Source organism: Mycobacterium sp. D16Q13 (genome assembly GCF_002013375.1).
Lineage (GTDB): Bacteria > Actinomycetota > Actinomycetes > Mycobacteriales > Mycobacteriaceae > Mycobacterium.
Window position 1 is genome coordinate 115,005 of sequence record NZ_MAEW01000017.1, and the last position, 17,140, is coordinate 132,144.

Below are 17,140 nucleotides of genomic sequence, written 5' to 3' on the forward strand. Positions count from 1 at the left end.
CGCTCACACTCGGCGTTTTTGTTCTAGAGCTTCTGCACGGGCGCGAAGTTGTGCATCAGCTTCACGCGTCCGTCGCTGCCGAAGTCGATGAGCGATGTGGCGCTCTCGCCAACACCAGTCACCTCCATGACCTTGCCCAGCCCGTACTTGTCGTGGCTCACCCGATCACCGGGTTCGAGCACCAGCAGCGGCTTGGTGCGCTTCTTGGACGGAGCACCCAACGAGCCGCCGCCCCCGCGCGATCCACTGGACCCATAGCCACCGCCGCCGTAGCTTCCGGCACCAGTCGCGATCCGTCCCGGCAGCGGATCCGTGCGCCGCCATTCGATCAGATCTTGCGGAATCTCTTGCAGGAAGCGCGATTCCGGATTCATCATGGGCTGCCCCCACGACGAGCGCACCTTGGCGCGGCTCAGGTACAGACGCTGACGGGCCCGCGTGATCCCGACGTAGGCAAGTCGGCGTTCCTCGGCCAGCTCCACCGGATCCCCGAGGGCGCGCATGTGCGGGAACATGCCGTCCTCCCAGCCGGTGACGAAGACCACCGGGAATTCCAGCCCCTTGGCAGTGTGCAGAGTCATCATCGTGACCACACCGGCGGTCGATTCGGGCAGCTCGTCGGCATCGGCAACCAGCGACACCCGCTCCAGGAACGCCTCTAGGCTTCCCGGAGGCGCACCGATATTCTCGTCGTCAACCGGCAGATCATCCCCCGCCGCTTGGACATTTGCCGCATCCGCACTGAATTCATGTGCGACGCTGACTAATTCATTGAGGTTATCGAGACGCGCCAGCTCCTGGGGATCGCTGCTGTTCTCCAGTTCGTATCGATACCCGGTGTGGTTGAGCACGGCGTCGACCACATCGCCGATATCCGGTAACGCCCCCGGATCGGTGCGTAACGTGGCGCGGATCTCGTCGAGCATGTCCATGAAGGCGGCAATTGCCTTCTCGGAGCGAGAGTTCAGCATCGCGACCTTGCCCGCGGCGGCATCTGCGAGCGCCTCCCCGAAACCGATGCCGGCGGTCTCCGCGTGTACGGCGACACACGCCTCGGCCCGGTCCCCGATGCCCCGGCGCGGAGTGTTGAGGATCCGCCGCAGGCTCACCGCGTCACCTGGGTTGGTCAGCACCCTCAGGTAGGCGACGATGTCGCGGATTTCCTTGCGCTCGTAGAACCGCACTCCCCCAACGACTTTGTACGGGATGCCGGTTCGGATGAAGATCTCTTCGAGTGACCTAGAGTTGTTGTTGGTGCGGTAGAACACCGCGATGTCGCCATAGTTGGCGTCGCTGCGATCGAAGAGCGCGTCGATCTCCCGGGCGATGAAGGACGCCTCATCATGTTCGTTGTCCGCGACGTAGCCGACGATCAGCTCGCCCTCGCCGGAATCGGTCCACAGCCGCTTTTCTCTACGGTTCGAGTTCTTCGCGATGACGGCATTGGCCGCCGACAGGATGTTCTGCGTGGACCGATAGTTCTGTTCCAGCAGAATGGTTTTCGCGTTCGGATAGTCGCGCTCGAATTCCTCGATGTTGCGGATCGTGGCGCCACGGAAGGCGTAGATGGACTGGTCGGCATCACCCACCACGCACAGCTCCGCGGGTTCCGGGCTGTCCGGATCGACCGTACGGTCCACGTGAGCACCTACCAGTTCACGGACCAAGATGTATTGGGCATGGTTGGTGTCCTGGTACTCGTCAACCAGGATGTGCCGGAACTTGCGCCGGTAGAACTGCGCGATCTGCGGAAACTGCTGCAGCACGGCGACCGTCTCACCGATGAGATCGTCGAAGTCCAGAGCGTTCGCCGTACGCAGACGCCGCTGGTACTCGCCATACACATCGGCGACGATTCGGCGTAGCTCACCGGCGTCATCATCGACGCTGAGGTTGGCCACGGCCTGCTCCGGCGAGATGAGCTCGTTCTTCAGGTTGGAGACGGCGGTCGCCAGCAGCCGTGGCGAGTAGCGCTTGATGTCCAGGCCCATATCGCGGCCGATCATCTGCAGCAGCCGCCGCGAGTCATCGGAGTCGTAGATCGAGAAGTTGGAATTCAATCCGGGCAGCAGAGAGGCCTGGTTCCGCAGAATGCGCACGCAGCTGGAGTGGAACGTCGACACCCACATCGAGTTGGCACGTCGGCCCACGAGGTTCGCGACGCGCTCGCGCATCTCGGCGGCGGCCTTGTTGGTGAAGGTGATGGCCAGGATCTGTCCCGGGCTCACGTCCCGCTCGGCCAGCAGGTAAGCGATGCGACGGGTCAACACCGCGGTCTTGCCGGACCCGGCGCCGGCGACGATGAGCAGTGGGGACCCCTCGTGCGCGACGGCGGCACGCTGCTGCGGGTTCAGCCCCTCGAGCAACGCATCGCTGTGGGAACTCGAAGTGCTGGGCATGTCGAAGAGCGCGGGCTCAGGAAGGGCCGATGAGCCGCTTGGGCGAAGAGAATCAGGTATAGCCATGACCGATCTAACTTACCGCTGACGAGGGACAATCTCGGCCTGACGCACGTCCCGCAAGCGTTCATCGCATGTCGGCTACACTCTTTGATGTGCTTGACCACCAGCAGCGATTTTTTTACGGGTACCGGACTCCGGTGCCCGTGGTCTAGCCGATTCACGAGCCCCGCAGTCCGCTACCGGACTACGGGGCTCCTCTCTTGTGAGGCCGGATTCCGGGGCGGCATTGCGGATCGAACCGCTCCAAGAGAAAGTGTGAGACAGAATGACTACTCAAATGACCGAGAACGCCAGCCAAAAAGATATCGACCAGGCCACTGAGCCCGCGGCCGATATCGATGAGCTGCGCAAGGAGATCGACCGGCTCGACGCGGAGATCCTCGCGGTGATCAAGCGCCGCACCGAGGTCTCCCGTGAAATCGGTAAGGCCCGGATGGCCTCGGGTGGTCCGCGCCTTGTGCACAGCCGCGAGATGAAGGTTCTCGAACGCTTCAGCGAACTGGGCCAGGAAGGCCACACTCTGGCCATGTTGCTGCTGCGCCTGGGCCGCGGCAGATTGGGACACTAATCCCGCTGGAACCGACAGGGAGGGATCCGTTGAGCGACCAAGACAAGGCCGAGGACAAGCCCGACGCCACGGGTGCCGACACCTCGAAGGCCGAGGGTAAGAACGTCCCCGCCAAGGGCGAAGTCGCAGCGGACAAATCCGCACCGAAGGACGGCAACCCGGAGGACGCCGAGGACGAGTCGGTGGACTACGACCTGGAGGCCGCCGTCGCCGCCGAACCGACGCCCACGCGCAGGTTCGTCGCCAGGCACGCCACCAAGATCGTCATCGGGGTGCTGGCGGTCTGTCTGGCCGCGGTGACGGCGGTGGCCGCCGGGCTCTGGGTCGAGAACAACCGGACGATCGAAGACACACCCCAAGCGCGCCCGACCGTAAAGCTCGGCGTGCCTCTTGTGAACCCGGAGGCGCCGACGAGCAGCACCACGACGACCACAACAAGGTCACGGACCAGGACGAGCAGCAGCACCACGACGACCAACAGCTCTTCCAGCACGGCCACCAGTGCCGGACGCTCCACCTCGACCACGACGCCGAGCACGGGGTCGGCCACCACCAGCATCTCGGTGCCGGGCCCCACCACCTCGTCGGTGCCGCGTGAGGCGACCAAGGAGGAGGAGCGCGAGCTGACGGACGTGCTCAAGGCGTTTTATACCGCACTCGGCGCCAAGAACCTCGACGTGCTCAACGCGCTGTCCTGCGTGACGATCACCGACGAGGACCTTGAGGGTCAACCCGATGATCTGAAGATCAACGTGGACAAGGTGGAAAAGTCGGTCGTCAATGGCGATACCGCCTCGTCGCGGGTGACAATCACCGCATCGGCCGGCGGGAAGACCGAGACCAAGACGGGTATCGCCGGGTTCGCCCGGATCAGCAGCCGATGGGTTACCTGCGCCAACCAATAGGCAGCCCTGCAGCCTCCGAGCGCCGCTACTAGGCTCGGTCGCATGACACTCGCAGCGGCGTGGCAGGCACTGGAAACTCATCACAAGCAGATCGCCTCCACACATCTTCGAGAATTCTTCGCCGACGACCCGACTCGGGGAAGCGACCTGACAGTCGCGGTCGGTGACCTGTACATCGATTACAGCAAGCACCGTCTGACCCGCGAAACCCTGTCGCTGCTGGTCGATTTGGCCAAGGCAGCCAATCTCGAGGGGCGCCGTGACGCCATGTTCGCCGGGGCGCATATCAACACCTCCGAGGACCGCGCGGTGTTGCACACCGCGCTGCGCCTGCCCCGCGACACGCAGCTGGTGGTCGACGGACAGGACGTGGTCGCCGATGTACACCAAGTGCTCGATGCCATGGGCGACTTCACCGACCGGCTACGCAGCGGAGAGTGGACCGGGGCGACCGGGCAGCGCATCACCGCCGTCGTCAACATCGGGATCGGCGGTTCCGACCTCGGACCGGTGATGGTGTACCAGGCACTGCGTCACTACGCCGACGCCGGGATCTCGGCGAGATTTGTCTCCAATGTGGACCCCGCGGACCTGGTGGCCACACTCGCCGACCTGGACCCGGCGACAACGCTTTTCATCGTCGCCTCGAAAACGTTCTCGACGCTGGAGACACTCACCAACGCGACCGCGGCACGGCGCTGGCTCGTGGACGCACTCGGCGAGGACGCCGTCTCCAAGCACTTCGTCGCCGTCTCCACCAACGCGAAGCTGGTCTCGGAGTTCGGAATCAACACCGACAACATGTTCGGCTTCTGGGATTGGGTCGGCGGTCGCTACTCGGTGGACTCGGCAATCGGCCTCTCGGTGATGGCGGTGATCGGGCGTGAGGCATTCGGCGAATTCCTGGCCGGGTTCCACACTGTCGACGAGCACTTCCGCACCGCGCCCCTGGAAGAGAACGCGCCGGCGCTCCTGGGCCTCATCGGTTTGTGGTACTCGAATTTCTTTGGCGCACAGTCACGTGGGGTGCTTCCCTACTCGAACGACCTGGCAAGGTTCGCGGCGTATCTGCAGCAGCTGACCATGGAGTCCAATGGCAAGTCGGTGAAGGCCGATGGCGCACCCGTGACCGTCGATACCGGCGACATCTACTGGGGTGAGCCCGGAACCAACGGTCAGCACGCCTTCTACCAGCTGCTGCACCAGGGCACCCGGTTGATTCCGGCGGACTTCATCGGCTTCAGCGAGCCCACCGATGATCTGCCCACCGCCGACGGCACCGGCAGCATGCACGACCTGCTGATGAGTAACTTCTTCGCGCAGACGCAGGTGCTGGCCTTCGGCAAGACCGCCGAGGAGATCGCCGCCGAGGGCACCGCACCAAGTGTCGTCCCCCACAAGGTGATGCCGGGAAACCGGCCCAGCACAACCATTCTCGCCACCAAGCTGACACCCTCGACGGTCGGTCAACTGATCGCGCTCTACGAACATGAGGTGTTCACCGCGGGTACGGTCTGGGGTATCGACTCCTTTGACCAGTGGGGAGTGGAACTGGGCAAGAAGCAGGCCGTCGCCCTGCTGCCTGTCATCACCGACGACGCATCACCGGCACAGCAGACCGACAGCTCCACGGACACCCTGGTGCGCTACTACCGGCAGGCACGCGGCCGAGCGCGTTAGGTCGCGGCGATGATGACCACCAGCGCCGGCGTCTTCGACGTACGGCGGATCCGGTGGGTGCGGGTGGCGTCAAGGTACGCGCTGTCCCCTTCGTCGAGGACATAACTGACATCCTCACACTGCAGCTCGATCGACCCGCGATGCACGAACACGAACTCCTGCCCTTCGTGGGAGGACCTATGCTCGGCGAATTCCGTGGACGGGCTAGCCAGGAACGGCGTCATGATCTTGCCGAGCATCTCGGTGCTCAGCGCGTGAAACTTACTGTCATCCCATTCATCCGCACCGCGATCCACCACCACCCGGGACTCATGGGCGTCGTTGGTGAATAGTCGGCTGACGTCGACTTCGAGGGCCTGCGCGATACGTATCGCCACGGACACCGACGGCGTGCTGTGCTCGCGCTCGACTTTCGATAGATAGCTCTTGGTCAGACCGGTGCGGCTGCCCAGTTCTTCCAAGGTCAGGCCACGTTCCCGGCGCAGCGCGCGCACCAGCGATGTCATGAGGCCAGTGTGACACGAAGGTTCCCATCGGCCACTTATCCCGGCATACATACAACAATGTTGACTATATGACACCGAGTGTCCTACAGTGGTGATCGCACAGCCCGAGATCAGAAAGGAGCACGGAAAATGGCCACCACACTTCAGGACACCAAGTCAGCTCTGATGAATCGCGCCGAGCGCAGCATGGAGACGCACTTCTCCGACTCGGAATGGACCACACGACAGAAGGTCGCACTCACCTGCCGCGCACTGTTCGACCGCGGACATGATTCCGGCCTCGCCGGACAGATCACCGCGCGCGCCGAGGAACCCGGCACCTTCTACACCCAACGACTCGGACTTGGATTCGACGAAATTACCGAGGAGAACCTGCTACTGGTTGACGAGGACCTCAACGTTCTCGAGGGATCCGGAATGGCCAACCCCGCCAACCGCTTCCACAGCTGGATCTACCGGGCCCGCCCCGACGTGCAGTGCATCGTGCATACTCACCCGTTCCATGTCGCGGCGCTGTCCATGCTGGAGACGCCGCTCGTGGTGTCGCAGATGGATATCGCCCCCCTGTATGACGACTGCGCTTTTCTGCCCGACTGGCCAGGGGTGCCTGTCGGAAACGAAGAGGGCGAGATCATCTCGGCCGCACTGGGAGACAAGAAGGCGATACTGCTCGCCCACCACGGCCATGTCGTCGCCGGCGCCTCCGTCGAGGAATCCTGCTCGCTGGCGGTATTGATCGAGCGCGGCGCCAAGCTGCAGTTGGCCGCCATGGCGGCGGGAACCATCGCCCCCCTGCCCGACCGGCTGGCCCGCGAGGCTCACGACTGGACGCTCACCCCCAGGCGCAGCATCGCCAACTTCGCGTACTACGCGCGCACCGCGCTCGCCAATCACCCTGAGACCCTGAGGAAAACCACATGACCTCCACACCCCAGTTCCGTGGAATCATCGCCTACCCCGTGACCCCCTTCCTTCCCGACGACACCGTGGACACCGATCGGCTCGCCGAACTGGTGTCCCGGCTCGTCGCGGATGGCGTTCACGCCATCGCGCCGCTGGGCAGCACGGGCGAGTCCGCCTATCTTGAGGAACGCGAATTCGACGCCGTCGTCGACACCACCGTTGCCGCCGTGAACAAGAGGGTGCCCGTCATCGTCGGGGCCTCGGATCTCACCACCGCCAACACCATTCGACGGGCACGTCACGCCCAGCAGGCCGGAGCCGACGCGGTGATGGTACTGCCGGTGTCGTACTGGAAGCTCAGCGACCGCGAGATCGCGCAGCACTTCGCTTCCGTGGCCGCGGCCATCGACATTCCCGTGATGGCCTACAACAACCCCGCCACCAGCGGCGTAGACATGAAACCCGAACTCCTGGTGTCGATGTTCCGCGATATCGACAACTTCACCATGGTCAAGGAATCGACAGGCGACCTCAACCGGATGCTCGGCATCCAACGCCTCAGCGACGGACAGCTGCCCTTCTACAACGGCAGCAATCCCCTGGTGCTCGACGCACTCAACGCCGGCGCATCCGGATGGTGCACCGCCGCACCATGTTTGGCGCCACAGCCGTGCCTGGATCTCTACGAGGCCGTGCGCGCCGGACGCCACGACGACGCCGCGTCGATCTACAAGGGACTCAAGCCGCTCCTGCAGTTCATCGTCGCGGGCGGGTTACCGACCACCGTCAAGGCCGGACTGGAATTACAGGGGCGTGCCGTCGGCGACCCGAGGCGCCCGTTGCTCCCGCTGGATTCTCAGGGCCGCGAGACATTGAAGGGCATCCTGGCGTCGACTTATTAATGATAATGGTTATCATTATCATGTGACCACAGCCCAGCTCTTACCCGTAACCGTGCTCTCCGGATTCCTCGGAGCGGGAAAAACCACCCTCCTCAACCACATCCTGGCCAATACCGAGGGCCGCCGCGTCGCGGTGATCGTCAACGATATGAGCGAGGTGAACATCGACGCCGCCCTCGTTGCGGGCACAGGACACCTGGACCGCACCGAGGAACGGCTCGTCGAGCTCACCAACGGCTGTATCTGCTGCACCTTGCGCGAGGATCTGATCGAAGCCGTCGGAGACCTGGCCCGGCAGAACCGATTTGACCAGCTCGTCATCGAGTCAACGGGTATCTCCGAGCCCATGCCAGTTGCTGCCTCGTTTACCTGGGAGTTCGAGGACGGAACCAGCCTGGGGCAAGTAGCCCAGCTCGATACCATGGTGACGGTCGTCGACGCGTCCACCTTCTTGCCCGAACTGGCGCGCGGTGAGGCGCTGGCCGACCGCGATATGGCTGCGGCCGACGGCGACGGCCGGTCCATCGCCGATCTGCTCACCGATCAGGTGGAGTTCGCGGACGTCCTGATCCTCAACAAGGTGGATCTGGTGAACGAACGGACCCTCGGAATGGTGGAGACGCTGCTGCGCCGCCTCAATCCAACGGCGACGATCGTGCGATCCACCGGTGGCGCCGTCGACCTCGATCTCGTGCTGCAGACGGGATTGTTCGACCCGGACCTGGCCGCCCAAACACCTGGCTGGGACGAGGAGATCGCCGACGGGCACACACCCGAAACCGAGGAATACGGCATCAGCAGCATGACCTTCCGCTCGGACCGCCCGTTTCACCCGCAGCGCCTCAACACCGCGCTGGAATCACTGCAAGGACTATTGCGCAGCAAGGGATTCTGCTGGATCGCCAGCCGTCCCGATATCGCCGCGATCTGGTCGCAGGCGGGGCCGAACCTGACGATCGAACCCGCCCAGTTCTGGCACGGCACCGAGGTCGCGCCGGGCCAGGAGATTGTCTTCATCGGGGTACGGCTGGACCGCCCGCGCGTGCAGCATCTTCTGGAGTCCGCAGTGCTCACCGACGAGGAGCTAGCGGCCGGACCGCAGGCCTGGCGTGACTACCTCGATCCCCTACCGGCGTGGGGTGTCATGCACGCCCACTAACGCCCGCCTGTCATCGGGTTTAACGCTCTTCGCGCAAGCGGCTCATCGGGTTTAACGCTCTTCGCGCAAGCGGCTCATCGCCGCCTTTTTGGCCCTGTTCCCGCAGGTGTTCATGTTGCACCAGCGCCTGTTATTGGCGCGACTGGTATCGACGTAGAGTCCATGGCACTGCTCATCCGAGCACGCCTTCACACGATCGCGATCGGGCCCGCCCAGTGTCTCGATCGCATCGGCAGCGATGACCGACAGTGCATCCGCGATGCTCGCGCCTTGCCAGATTGCCTCGCCATTCCCGAACAATCTGTGGGCATGTCCATTTCGGGAGAACTTGTTCAACACCCGTACCGTTGCCGACGCGATCGTGCCGCCATCCGCGATCGCGGCACCCGCACGGTGAATGCTCTCGCGCAGCTCCTTGGCATTGGCCAGGTTGGCTTCGGTCACCGTCGCATCCGAGAAGTCCAGCCCATTGGCCCGCAGCCACAACCCCAGCCGCCCCGGATCGGTGAGCCGCTCGGTGGCCGCCCCCGCGCGATCGAACACCGTCGCAGTGAAACGGAACGCCAGCACCGCGTTGTCCAGCCGGAAGATCGCCCCCACATCCCGCGACGCACCCTGAGTCATGCGAACCATCTTAACCGGTTCGACAGATCGTCAACGGTGATCTACGGTGGAACCGTCTGAACCGGTTCATGGGAGGAAAGATGTCCGTCAATCACGTCGGGATTACCGTTCCCGATATCGCAGCGGCAATAGATTGGTATCGCGAGGTATTCGGATTTGAATGCATCATGGGTCCGCGCACACTCGAACCCGGACCGGCCGGAGAGCTGCCGCCGGGACTGGACGCCCGATTCGGCCGGGCCCGAATGGCCGGTCTGCAGACGGACAACGGCGTGGGTGTCGAACTCTTCGAATTCATCAGTCCCGTGACCGACCCGGCGCCGGACCGGCCTGTCGACTACACCCGGCGCGGAACCTGGCACCTGTGCCTCACGGTTCCCGATGTGCAGGAACTGACGTCCGTCGCCGCCGCCAGTGGTGGACGCATCATCACGGCACCGCGACCGGTCGTTGCGGGCAGACCGTGGACCATGTCCTATCTCACGGATCCATGGGGCACCGTCATCGAACTGATGAGCCATGACTACACCGAGATATTCACCAACTGGCCCACCGAAACAGGAGCACACCAATGAGCACAATTGCCGTCATCGGACTCGGCGCCATGGGAAAGGCAGTGGCGCATAATCTTGTTCAAGCGGGCCACGAGGTGTCCGTCTGGAATCGGTCTCCTGACCCCGTGGCAGAACTCGCCGCCACCGGCGCTCACCCGCTTCAGTCGGCCACGCAGGCGTTCGAGTCCGGCGTGGTGTTCTCCGTACTGGCCGACGACCGCGCCGTGAACGAAACCTTTTTGACCCCGGAGGTTCTCGCGGCCGCATCGGGAGCTTTGCATGTCAATCTCGCGACCGTAAGTACCCAGCTGGCCGACCGTGCCACGGCCCTGCACGCCGAGCACGGTGTGGGATACGTTGCCGCACCGGTGTTCGGCAGGGTCCCGGTGGCGCAGGCAGGGCAACTGCAGGTGCTGGCCGCGGGCGACACCCACCAGATCGACAGAGCACAGCCGTTCTTCGACATCATCGGGGCGCGCACCTGGCGACTGGGCGATGCGCCGCGACAGGCCAACGTCGTCAAGATCATCGGGAACTTCCTCATCGCATCGGCCATCCAGTCGTTGAGTGAGGCCGTGAGTATGGCCGAACGATCCGGCGTGGACTCCGAACTGCTGGTCGACTTACTGACCAGCACCCTGTTCCAGGGCCCGGCGTACAGCAGCTACGGCAAGCTCATCGCCACCTCCACCTACCAACCCGCCGGGTTCACAACTACCCTGGGCCGCAAGGATGTTGGGCTGGCACTCGATGTTGCGGCGGACACCGGCCTGCGACTGCCGTTCGGCGAGGTACTGCGAACGGTTCTCGACGAGGCGCTGGCCAACGGGCAGGCCGACCTCGACTGGTCCTCGATCGCCGATCTACAGCGGGCGCGCGACGCGGGGTGACTATGGCATGATGTCCGCAGGAAATGCCTCACGTACACAGGCGAATCGCACTGTCCCGTATGGAGGTTTCCTGTGGCTACATCATCTCTCGAACTGGCGGCAAGCCGCCCCTTTCCCCCGCGGCTAGGGCCTAAAGGCTCTCTTATCTACCGACTTGTTTCCACAACCGATCACAAGCTGATCGGAATCATGTACCTCGTCACATGTTTCGCCTTCTTCATGGTGGGCGGCCTGATGGCGCTGCTGATCCGCGCCGAACTCACCATGCCGGGGCTGGCGTTCCTGTCCAACGAGCAGTACAACCAGTTGTTCACCATGCACGGCACCGCCATGCTGCTGTTCTATGCGACGCCCATCGTGTTCGGCTTCGCCAACGTGGTGCTGCCGCTTCAGATCGGCGCGCCCGACGTCGCCTTCCCGCGTCTGAACGCACTCTCGTTCTGGCTCTTCCTGTTTGGTGCCCTCATCGCGATGGCCGGCTTCATCACTCCGGGTGGCGCCGCGGACTTCGGCTGGACCGCCTACACCCCACTCTCCGATGCCATTCACTCCCCCGGAGCCGGGGCCGATCTGTGGATCCTGGGTATCGCGGTGGGAGGCCTCGGCACGATCCTGGGTGCGGTCAACATGATCACCACCGTCGTGTGCATGCGCGCGCCTGGCATGGTGATGTTCCGGATGCCGATCTTCACTTGGAACATCCTGGTGGTCAGCGTGCTGGTGCTGCTCGTGTTCCCGCTCTTGGCCGCGGCGGCCATTGGGCTGGCGGCCGACCGGCACCTGGGTGCACACATCTTCGATCCCGCCAATGGCGGTGTTCTGCTGTGGCAGCACCTGTTCTGGTTCTTTGGGCACCCCGAGGTGTATGTGCTGGCCTTACCCTTCTTTGGCGTGGTCTCGGAGATCTTTCCGGTGTTCAGCCGCAAGCCGATCTTCGGATACACCACGCTGGTCTTTGCGACCCTGGGGATCGGCGCGCTGTCGATTGCGGTATGGGCGCACCACATGTACGCCACCGGCGCCGTACTGCTGCCGTTCTTCTCCTTCATGACCTTCCTGATCGCGGTTCCGACCGGTATCAAGTTCTTCAACTGGATCGGCACGATGTGGAAGGGGCAGTTGACTTTCGAGACCCCGATGCTGTTCTCGATCGGATTCCTGGTCACTTTCCTCTTCGGTGGCCTGACCGGTGTCCTTCTCGCAGCTCCCCCCATAGATTTCCACGTCACCGACTCATACTTCGTGGTGGCGCACTTCCACTACACCTTGTTCGGCACCATCGTGTTCGCGAGCTTCGCGGGCGTGTACTTCTGGTTCCCGAAGATGACGGGCCGTCTGCTCGACGAGCGTCTGGGCAAGTTCCACTTCTGGCTTACCTTCATCGGCTTTCACGCCACGTTCCTGGTGCAGCACTGGTTGGGCAATGAGGGCATGCCGCGCCGGTACGCCGACTACCTGCCCACCGATGGCTTCACGGGCTTGAACATCGTGTCAACGGTCGGCGCCTTCGTTCTCGGTTCATCGATGCTGCCATTCGTGTGGAACGTGTTCAAGAGCTACCGCTACGGCGAGGTCGTCACGGTCGATGATCCGTGGGGCTACGGCAACTCCCTGGAGTGGGCCACCAGCTGCCCGCCGCCGCGGCACAACTTCTCCGAGCTGCCCCGAATCCGTTCGGAACGCCCGGCATTCGAGCTGCACTACCCGCACATGGTCGAGCGCATGCGCACCGAGGCGCACGTCGGGCATTAGCCCGGAACGTGGCCGCCGTCCGGCTCACACCCGAACACGAAACGGCGGCCGGTGATCTGTGCCGGGATGATCCGTACGTAATGCAGCTTCACGGTGGGTATCCACGGGTACAGTCCGCCCCGGTCGGCCTCGTCGATATCGGCCGACGAGTTCAGCACCTGTGCCGCACCGCGCACGACGACGCTCCAGCCACCGATATCGTTGTGATCGTCCGCCTCGAACAGCACCTCGTCGCTCACGACCGCACCGAAAAGTTTGGTGCCCTCGGCCGTCCGGAACAGCACGGTGCCGCGCTGGGTCACGAAGTTGATCGGGAAGATCTCGGGTCTGCCATCGATCACTACCACCAATCTGCCCAGCTTGGCGCTCGACAGCAGGGTCCAGCTTTCGTACTTCTCGAGCAGGGTCACGGGTCGCGAATCGGGCGTCATGACGCCGATGATCGCCGATCGCCGCATCCGGCACTAGATGCGAAGGTCCCTATGTGAGGGCCGCGATCAGCGAATGAAAATCTTTGAGCCCACGTGGATCTACTCCCATATACGTCAGATAGGAGATGCCGAGTTCTTCGCGAAGTGCGAGGATCTGCTCGATGAGCTCCCCCTTGGACCCGTGTAACAGCGTGGGCGACGCGAGTAACTCATCATCGGAATCATGTGGCCGGTATACGCGCATGAGCCCCAAGTCCGGTGAGCGGTCGATCGCGACATCGAAGATCCCCAGATTCAGCTCCGGCGAGTCGGCACGATGACCGGCCGCAGCAAGGACATATGCTGCGCGTTCGGCGAGGTCGGCGCGCGTCTTCGCATCGGAGATGGCGATGATATCGGCTTGCTGTGCCGCGAGTTTCAGAATCTTGTCGCCCTTGCCCGCGATCATGATCGGTACGGGAGACTGAACCGGCCGTGGCCAATGATGCGGGCTGGAAAGCAGCCCGCGCAGCGCACCGACGGCATCGGCGAGCTGCTGCACACGTGCGGCCGGACTCAGGAACGGCACTCCCGCTGCCTCGTATTCCTGCTGGACATATCCGGCCCCCAATCCGATCTCGACACGACCGTCGGTGAGCCGGTCAGCCGTCGCGATATCGCGCGCAAGTAGACGTGAAGAGTAGAAACCTGTGGTCAGTACGAAACTTCCGACCCGGACCGTCGTCGAAACGCTGGCGGCGGCAAGCATTACCGGGAAGGGTGCACCGACACCGAGGTGGTCGGGAACCACAATGACGTCAACACCACAATCCTCGGCCTGCCGCACCTGGTCGCGAATCTGACCAATGTCCCCATGAGAGATCAGATTCGTCCCAAACCGAAATCCGTGTCTAATCACCGAGATTCCCACCTCTCAAGATCTGGACCAAGCACTTGTTTGGTGTTATGCAGGTCTGAGGTTACCGGTTGCGAGGAGGCAATGACATGGTCTATCGAGTGGTCCAGTGGGCGACCGGTGAAGTGGGCAGGGCCGCGATCGCTGCGGTGATCGCACACCCGGAACTACAGCTGGTGGGGTGCTGGGTGCACTCACCACAGAAGACCGGCGTCGATGTCGGCGAGCTCATCGGCCAGGCAGCCTTGGGCATCACCACGACCAACAGTCTGGACGACATCCTCGCTCTGGACGCCGATTGTGTGATCTATAGCCCGCTGCTCCCTAACCCGTCGGAGGTCGCGGCATTGCTCGCCTCAGGCAAGAATGTGGTCACCCCCGTCGGTTGGTTCTATCCCGACAGTTCCGGCCGTGATCTGGATGCCACTGCCCGCCAGGCCGGAGTGACACTGCACGGCACAGGAATTGATCCCGGCGGTATCACTGATCTGTATCCATTGATCTTCTCGTCCATGACCTCCGCTGTCACCTATGTGCGCGCCGAGGAGTATTCGGACATCCGCACCTATGGCGCGCCGGATGTCATCCGACACATCATGAAGTTTGGCGGCACACCCGAAGAGGCAATCAGCGGACCGATGCCCAAACTGTTGGGCGGCGGGTTCAAACAGTCCCTACGAATGATCCTCGACGGTATGGGCTTCGCAGAGGTGGAGATCCGGCCCAATCTCAAGGTCGCCGTCGCCACCGCGAACATCGATTCTCCGATAGGCGTCATCCGACCCGGATGCGTTGCCGGTCAGCAATTCTCGTGGGAGGCATTCATCGGGGACGACACCGTCGCGCGAATCGCCGTAAACTGGCTGATGGGCGAAGAGCACTTGGAACCCGCCTGGGCCTTCGGCCCCAGTGGTCCGCGCTACGAGGTCGAGGTGCGCGGCACTCCCTCGTCATCGTGCACGATCACCGGCTTTCATCCCCACAGCGTCGAGGCCGGGCTCCTCGCCAACGAGGGCGTGGTCGCGACGGCGGCGCACTGTGTCAACTCCGTGCCCTACGTGTGTGAGGCTCAGCCGGGGCTCAAGTCGTACCTTGACCTTCCGCTCATCGCGGGCAGAGCACATCCCCGGCTCCATCGGTGACCGACGGAGCCGGGATGCGCTCGTTAGGCGGCGTCCTTATGAGATGAGCCGGTGGTTCCCGATCCCCCGACCCCGCCGCTCTTCGGTGTGCTGGAGGTGGCAGGTGTGGCGGCCTTCGACTCCGCGCTTGCCGGTTCGCTCTTGTTGCCGGTGCTCGCGGCAGGTTCGGACTTGGACGGCGTACCGGTGATCTTCTGGACCGCATCAGAGGCCTTCTGAAGCGTGGCCGCGAGGTGGTCCTTCACCCTCTGCACACCGTTGGGGGACTTACCCGGCTCGGACTTGTTGCCGCCGGTCAGATCTGTTGCGCCGTTTGCCTTCACCGGCTTACTCGGCAGCGTCATGATCTTGGCCGGTGTTGTGACCTCCGGAGCCTTGACGGCAGGCTCCTTCGTCTCCGATGCATTCGCTTCTGGCGTCGTGACTTCCGGCGATTCTACCTCCGGTGCGCCCGATTCATCGGCCTTGGTGACCGGCTTGGCGGATCCGGCCGGCTTCTCCGTCGCGGCCTCGACCACCGTGGCGGTCTTCTTCGCCTCGATCACCTTCACGTCGGCGAGCTTGGAGTCACGGGGCACGGTATTGACCTTGGATTCACGCGCGGCAGTCGACTGGTTGTCCGCCACGGCGGCATCCGGCTTGACGGATTGATCCAGCGCCTTCGGTAATGCACCGCGTACCTCGTTGAGGACGTCACGCGCTACCGCCACCGGGAAGTGCACCGTGGACTTGATGACATCCACCACTCCCTTGGCGACCTCATCGGCCACCTTGGAGATATCGCCGGTCGCGATCGCCTGCTGGATGCGATATGCCGTTGTCTGCGGCTGCACGAAGAAGTTGCGGAAGTCTACGAACAGCTTGGTCGGCAACGAAGGAGTCTGGTTGACGGGCTTGCCATTCCACTCTTTGAGTGTCCAGCCACCCTCGGGTGTGCCCGCCACCTTCACCACCGAGGTGTTGCTCAGCGGATCGGAGAGCAGCAGGGTGGGATCCGGATTGTCGACGTTCATCATGACCCAGAACATGATGGTGGCCCCGTGGGAGTACACCACCGCATTGCGGTCGCCGTTCTCGTAGATCGTCTTCACCGAGTCATCGACACGTGCGTCAAATGCGTTGCCATCCTCGCCGCCGGGCACCGGCACGAAACGAGCGCCCAATGTCCACAACAAGGGCGCGGCGATGTATCCGATGCGGCCGATGCCGTCCTTCTCCGATTGCCCCTCGAAGATGCCTGCGCCGATCTCACGCAGGCCGCCCAGCACCGTGGCCTTTTCACCCAGCTTGTCCTCCATGGGCTTAGCGGTCTCCTGGGTTCGGATCATGTCCGACGCATAGATGCCATCGAAGCCTCCACCGAGCGTGTCGGCGACATCCTTCGCCTGCTGCTGCCCCGTCGGCGTCAGATGCGGCCCGGGGACCGAGGTGTCAATCTTCCCCGATGCGTTGCCCTCGGATTCACCGTGTCGCACAAAGGTAATGGTCATCGGATCGGCCGCCCAGGCAACAACCGCGGTAACTATCGAGAAGACGACGGCAGCGATCACCGTCGTCAGGACACGCGACATTGCCCGCGTTTTCGATTGACGCATTGAGAATCCCCATCCATAGGTCATGTGAGTGCGCTCACATTAGCGATGCCTGATCCGAGTTAGGCAATGTTTCATCCCGCTGAGCGGACCATATGGATGTGACCAAATCTAGAACGAGATATTAAGCGAAAACCCTTGCAGGGCTGAACATTCAGTGCTTCAATGCTTCACC

At 63.2% G+C, this 17,140-nt stretch carries 16 protein-coding genes; 10 read left to right on the forward strand and 6 right to left on the reverse strand.

What is annotated here, in order from left to right; genetic code table 11:
- Window positions 1–23: 23 nt before the first annotated feature.
- Window positions 24–2,399 carry a DNA helicase PcrA gene (gene pcrA / locus B4400_RS18320; protein WP_078310350.1) on the reverse strand — a complete coding sequence of 792 codons (2,376 nt, stop codon included), beginning with the start codon at window positions 2,397–2,399 and terminating at the stop codon, window positions 24–26.
- 340 nt (window positions 2,400–2,739) lie between these two features.
- Between pcrA and B4400_RS18325 the strand changes: the two genes are divergently transcribed.
- Genes B4400_RS18325 through pgi form a run of 3 tightly spaced genes read left to right on the forward strand, consistent with a single transcriptional unit; the run spans window position 2,740 to window position 5,615 of the window.
- The gene (locus B4400_RS18325; protein WP_078310353.1) at window positions 2,740–3,030 is read left to right on the forward strand and encodes a chorismate mutase; all 291 of its coding nucleotides are present in this window, start codon (window positions 2,740–2,742) and stop codon (window positions 3,028–3,030) included.
- Between the two features lie 29 nt (window positions 3,031–3,059).
- On the forward strand, window positions 3,060–3,935 hold the full coding sequence (locus B4400_RS18330; protein ID WP_353615247.1) for a hypothetical protein: 876 nt from the start codon (window positions 3,060–3,062) through the stop codon (window positions 3,933–3,935).
- A gap of 42 nt (window positions 3,936–3,977) precedes the next feature.
- A complete protein-coding gene (gene pgi, locus B4400_RS18335; RefSeq protein ID WP_078310356.1) occupies window positions 3,978–5,615 on the forward strand; it encodes a glucose-6-phosphate isomerase in 1,638 nt (545 codons plus the stop codon).
- Here pgi and B4400_RS18340 read toward each other — a convergent pair.
- On the reverse strand, window positions 5,612–6,121 hold the full coding sequence (locus B4400_RS18340) for a helix-turn-helix domain-containing protein (RefSeq protein WP_078296990.1): 510 nt from the start codon (window positions 6,119–6,121) through the stop codon (window positions 5,612–5,614). The genes pgi and B4400_RS18340 overlap by 4 nt on opposite strands.
- A 129-nt stretch (window positions 6,122–6,250) precedes the next feature.
- On the opposite strand from B4400_RS18340, the gene B4400_RS18345 reads away from it, so the two are divergent.
- The 3 genes from B4400_RS18345 to B4400_RS18355 are packed head-to-tail and all read left to right on the forward strand — an operon-like array spanning window position 6,251 to window position 9,085.
- Window positions 6,251–7,042: an aldolase gene (locus tag B4400_RS18345; RefSeq protein ID WP_078310359.1), complete on the forward strand. Its 792-nt coding sequence runs from the start codon at window positions 6,251–6,253 to the stop codon at window positions 7,040–7,042.
- Window positions 7,039–7,926: a dihydrodipicolinate synthase family protein gene (locus B4400_RS18350; RefSeq protein ID WP_078310364.1), complete on the forward strand. Its 888-nt coding sequence runs from the start codon at window positions 7,039–7,041 to the stop codon at window positions 7,924–7,926. Before B4400_RS18345 ends, B4400_RS18350 begins: the two co-directional genes overlap by 4 nt.
- Before the next feature lie 22 nt (window positions 7,927–7,948).
- Window positions 7,949–9,085, forward strand: a complete 1,137-nt coding sequence (locus B4400_RS18355; RefSeq protein WP_078310367.1) for a GTP-binding protein — start codon at window positions 7,949–7,951, stop codon at window positions 9,083–9,085.
- A 51-nt stretch (window positions 9,086–9,136) separates the two neighbouring features.
- On the opposite strand, the gene B4400_RS18360 is transcribed toward B4400_RS18355, so the two are convergent.
- On the reverse strand, window positions 9,137–9,718 hold the full coding sequence (locus B4400_RS18360) for a CGNR zinc finger domain-containing protein (RefSeq protein ID WP_078310371.1): 582 nt from the start codon (window positions 9,716–9,718) through the stop codon (window positions 9,137–9,139).
- 71 nt (window positions 9,719–9,789) lie between these two features.
- Between B4400_RS18360 and B4400_RS18365 the strand changes: the two genes are divergently transcribed.
- The 3 genes from B4400_RS18365 (at window position 9,790) to ctaD (ending at window position 12,905) form a co-directional block, all read left to right on the forward strand.
- Window positions 9,790–10,284, forward strand: a complete 495-nt coding sequence (locus B4400_RS18365; protein WP_078310603.1) for a VOC family protein — start codon at window positions 9,790–9,792, stop codon at window positions 10,282–10,284.
- The gene (locus B4400_RS18370; RefSeq protein ID WP_078310376.1) at window positions 10,281–11,153 is read left to right on the forward strand and encodes an NAD(P)-dependent oxidoreductase; all 873 of its coding nucleotides are present in this window, start codon (window positions 10,281–10,283) and stop codon (window positions 11,151–11,153) included. The genes B4400_RS18365 and B4400_RS18370 overlap by 4 nt, the downstream gene beginning before the upstream one ends.
- Before the next feature lie 72 nt (window positions 11,154–11,225).
- Complete coding sequence (gene ctaD / locus B4400_RS18375) at window positions 11,226–12,905, forward strand: aa3-type cytochrome oxidase subunit I (RefSeq protein WP_078310381.1); 1,680 nt, start codon at window positions 11,226–11,228, stop codon at window positions 12,903–12,905.
- On the opposite strand, the gene B4400_RS18380 is transcribed toward ctaD, so the two are convergent.
- The gene (locus tag B4400_RS18380; protein ID WP_078310604.1) at window positions 12,902–13,336 is read right to left on the reverse strand and encodes a pyridoxamine 5'-phosphate oxidase family protein; all 435 of its coding nucleotides are present in this window, start codon (window positions 13,334–13,336) and stop codon (window positions 12,902–12,904) included. The two genes, ctaD and B4400_RS18380, sit on opposite strands and share 4 nt — an antisense overlap.
- A 49-nt stretch (window positions 13,337–13,385) precedes the next feature.
- Entirely contained in the window at window positions 13,386–14,234 is an 849-nt protein-coding gene (locus B4400_RS18385) for a TIGR03621 family F420-dependent LLM class oxidoreductase (RefSeq protein WP_286151220.1), read from the reverse strand.
- A gap of 86 nt (window positions 14,235–14,320) precedes the next feature.
- On the opposite strand from B4400_RS18385, the gene B4400_RS18390 reads away from it, so the two are divergent.
- A complete protein-coding gene (locus tag B4400_RS18390) occupies window positions 14,321–15,373 on the forward strand; it encodes an NAD(P)H-dependent amine dehydrogenase family protein (RefSeq protein ID WP_078310385.1) in 1,053 nt (350 codons plus the stop codon).
- Between the two features lie 23 nt (window positions 15,374–15,396).
- On the opposite strand, the gene B4400_RS18395 is transcribed toward B4400_RS18390, so the two are convergent.
- Window positions 15,397–16,944, reverse strand: a complete 1,548-nt coding sequence (locus tag B4400_RS18395) for a histidine phosphatase family protein (RefSeq protein ID WP_286151571.1) — start codon at window positions 16,942–16,944, stop codon at window positions 15,397–15,399.
- Between the last annotated feature and the right edge of the window lie 196 nt (window positions 16,945–17,140).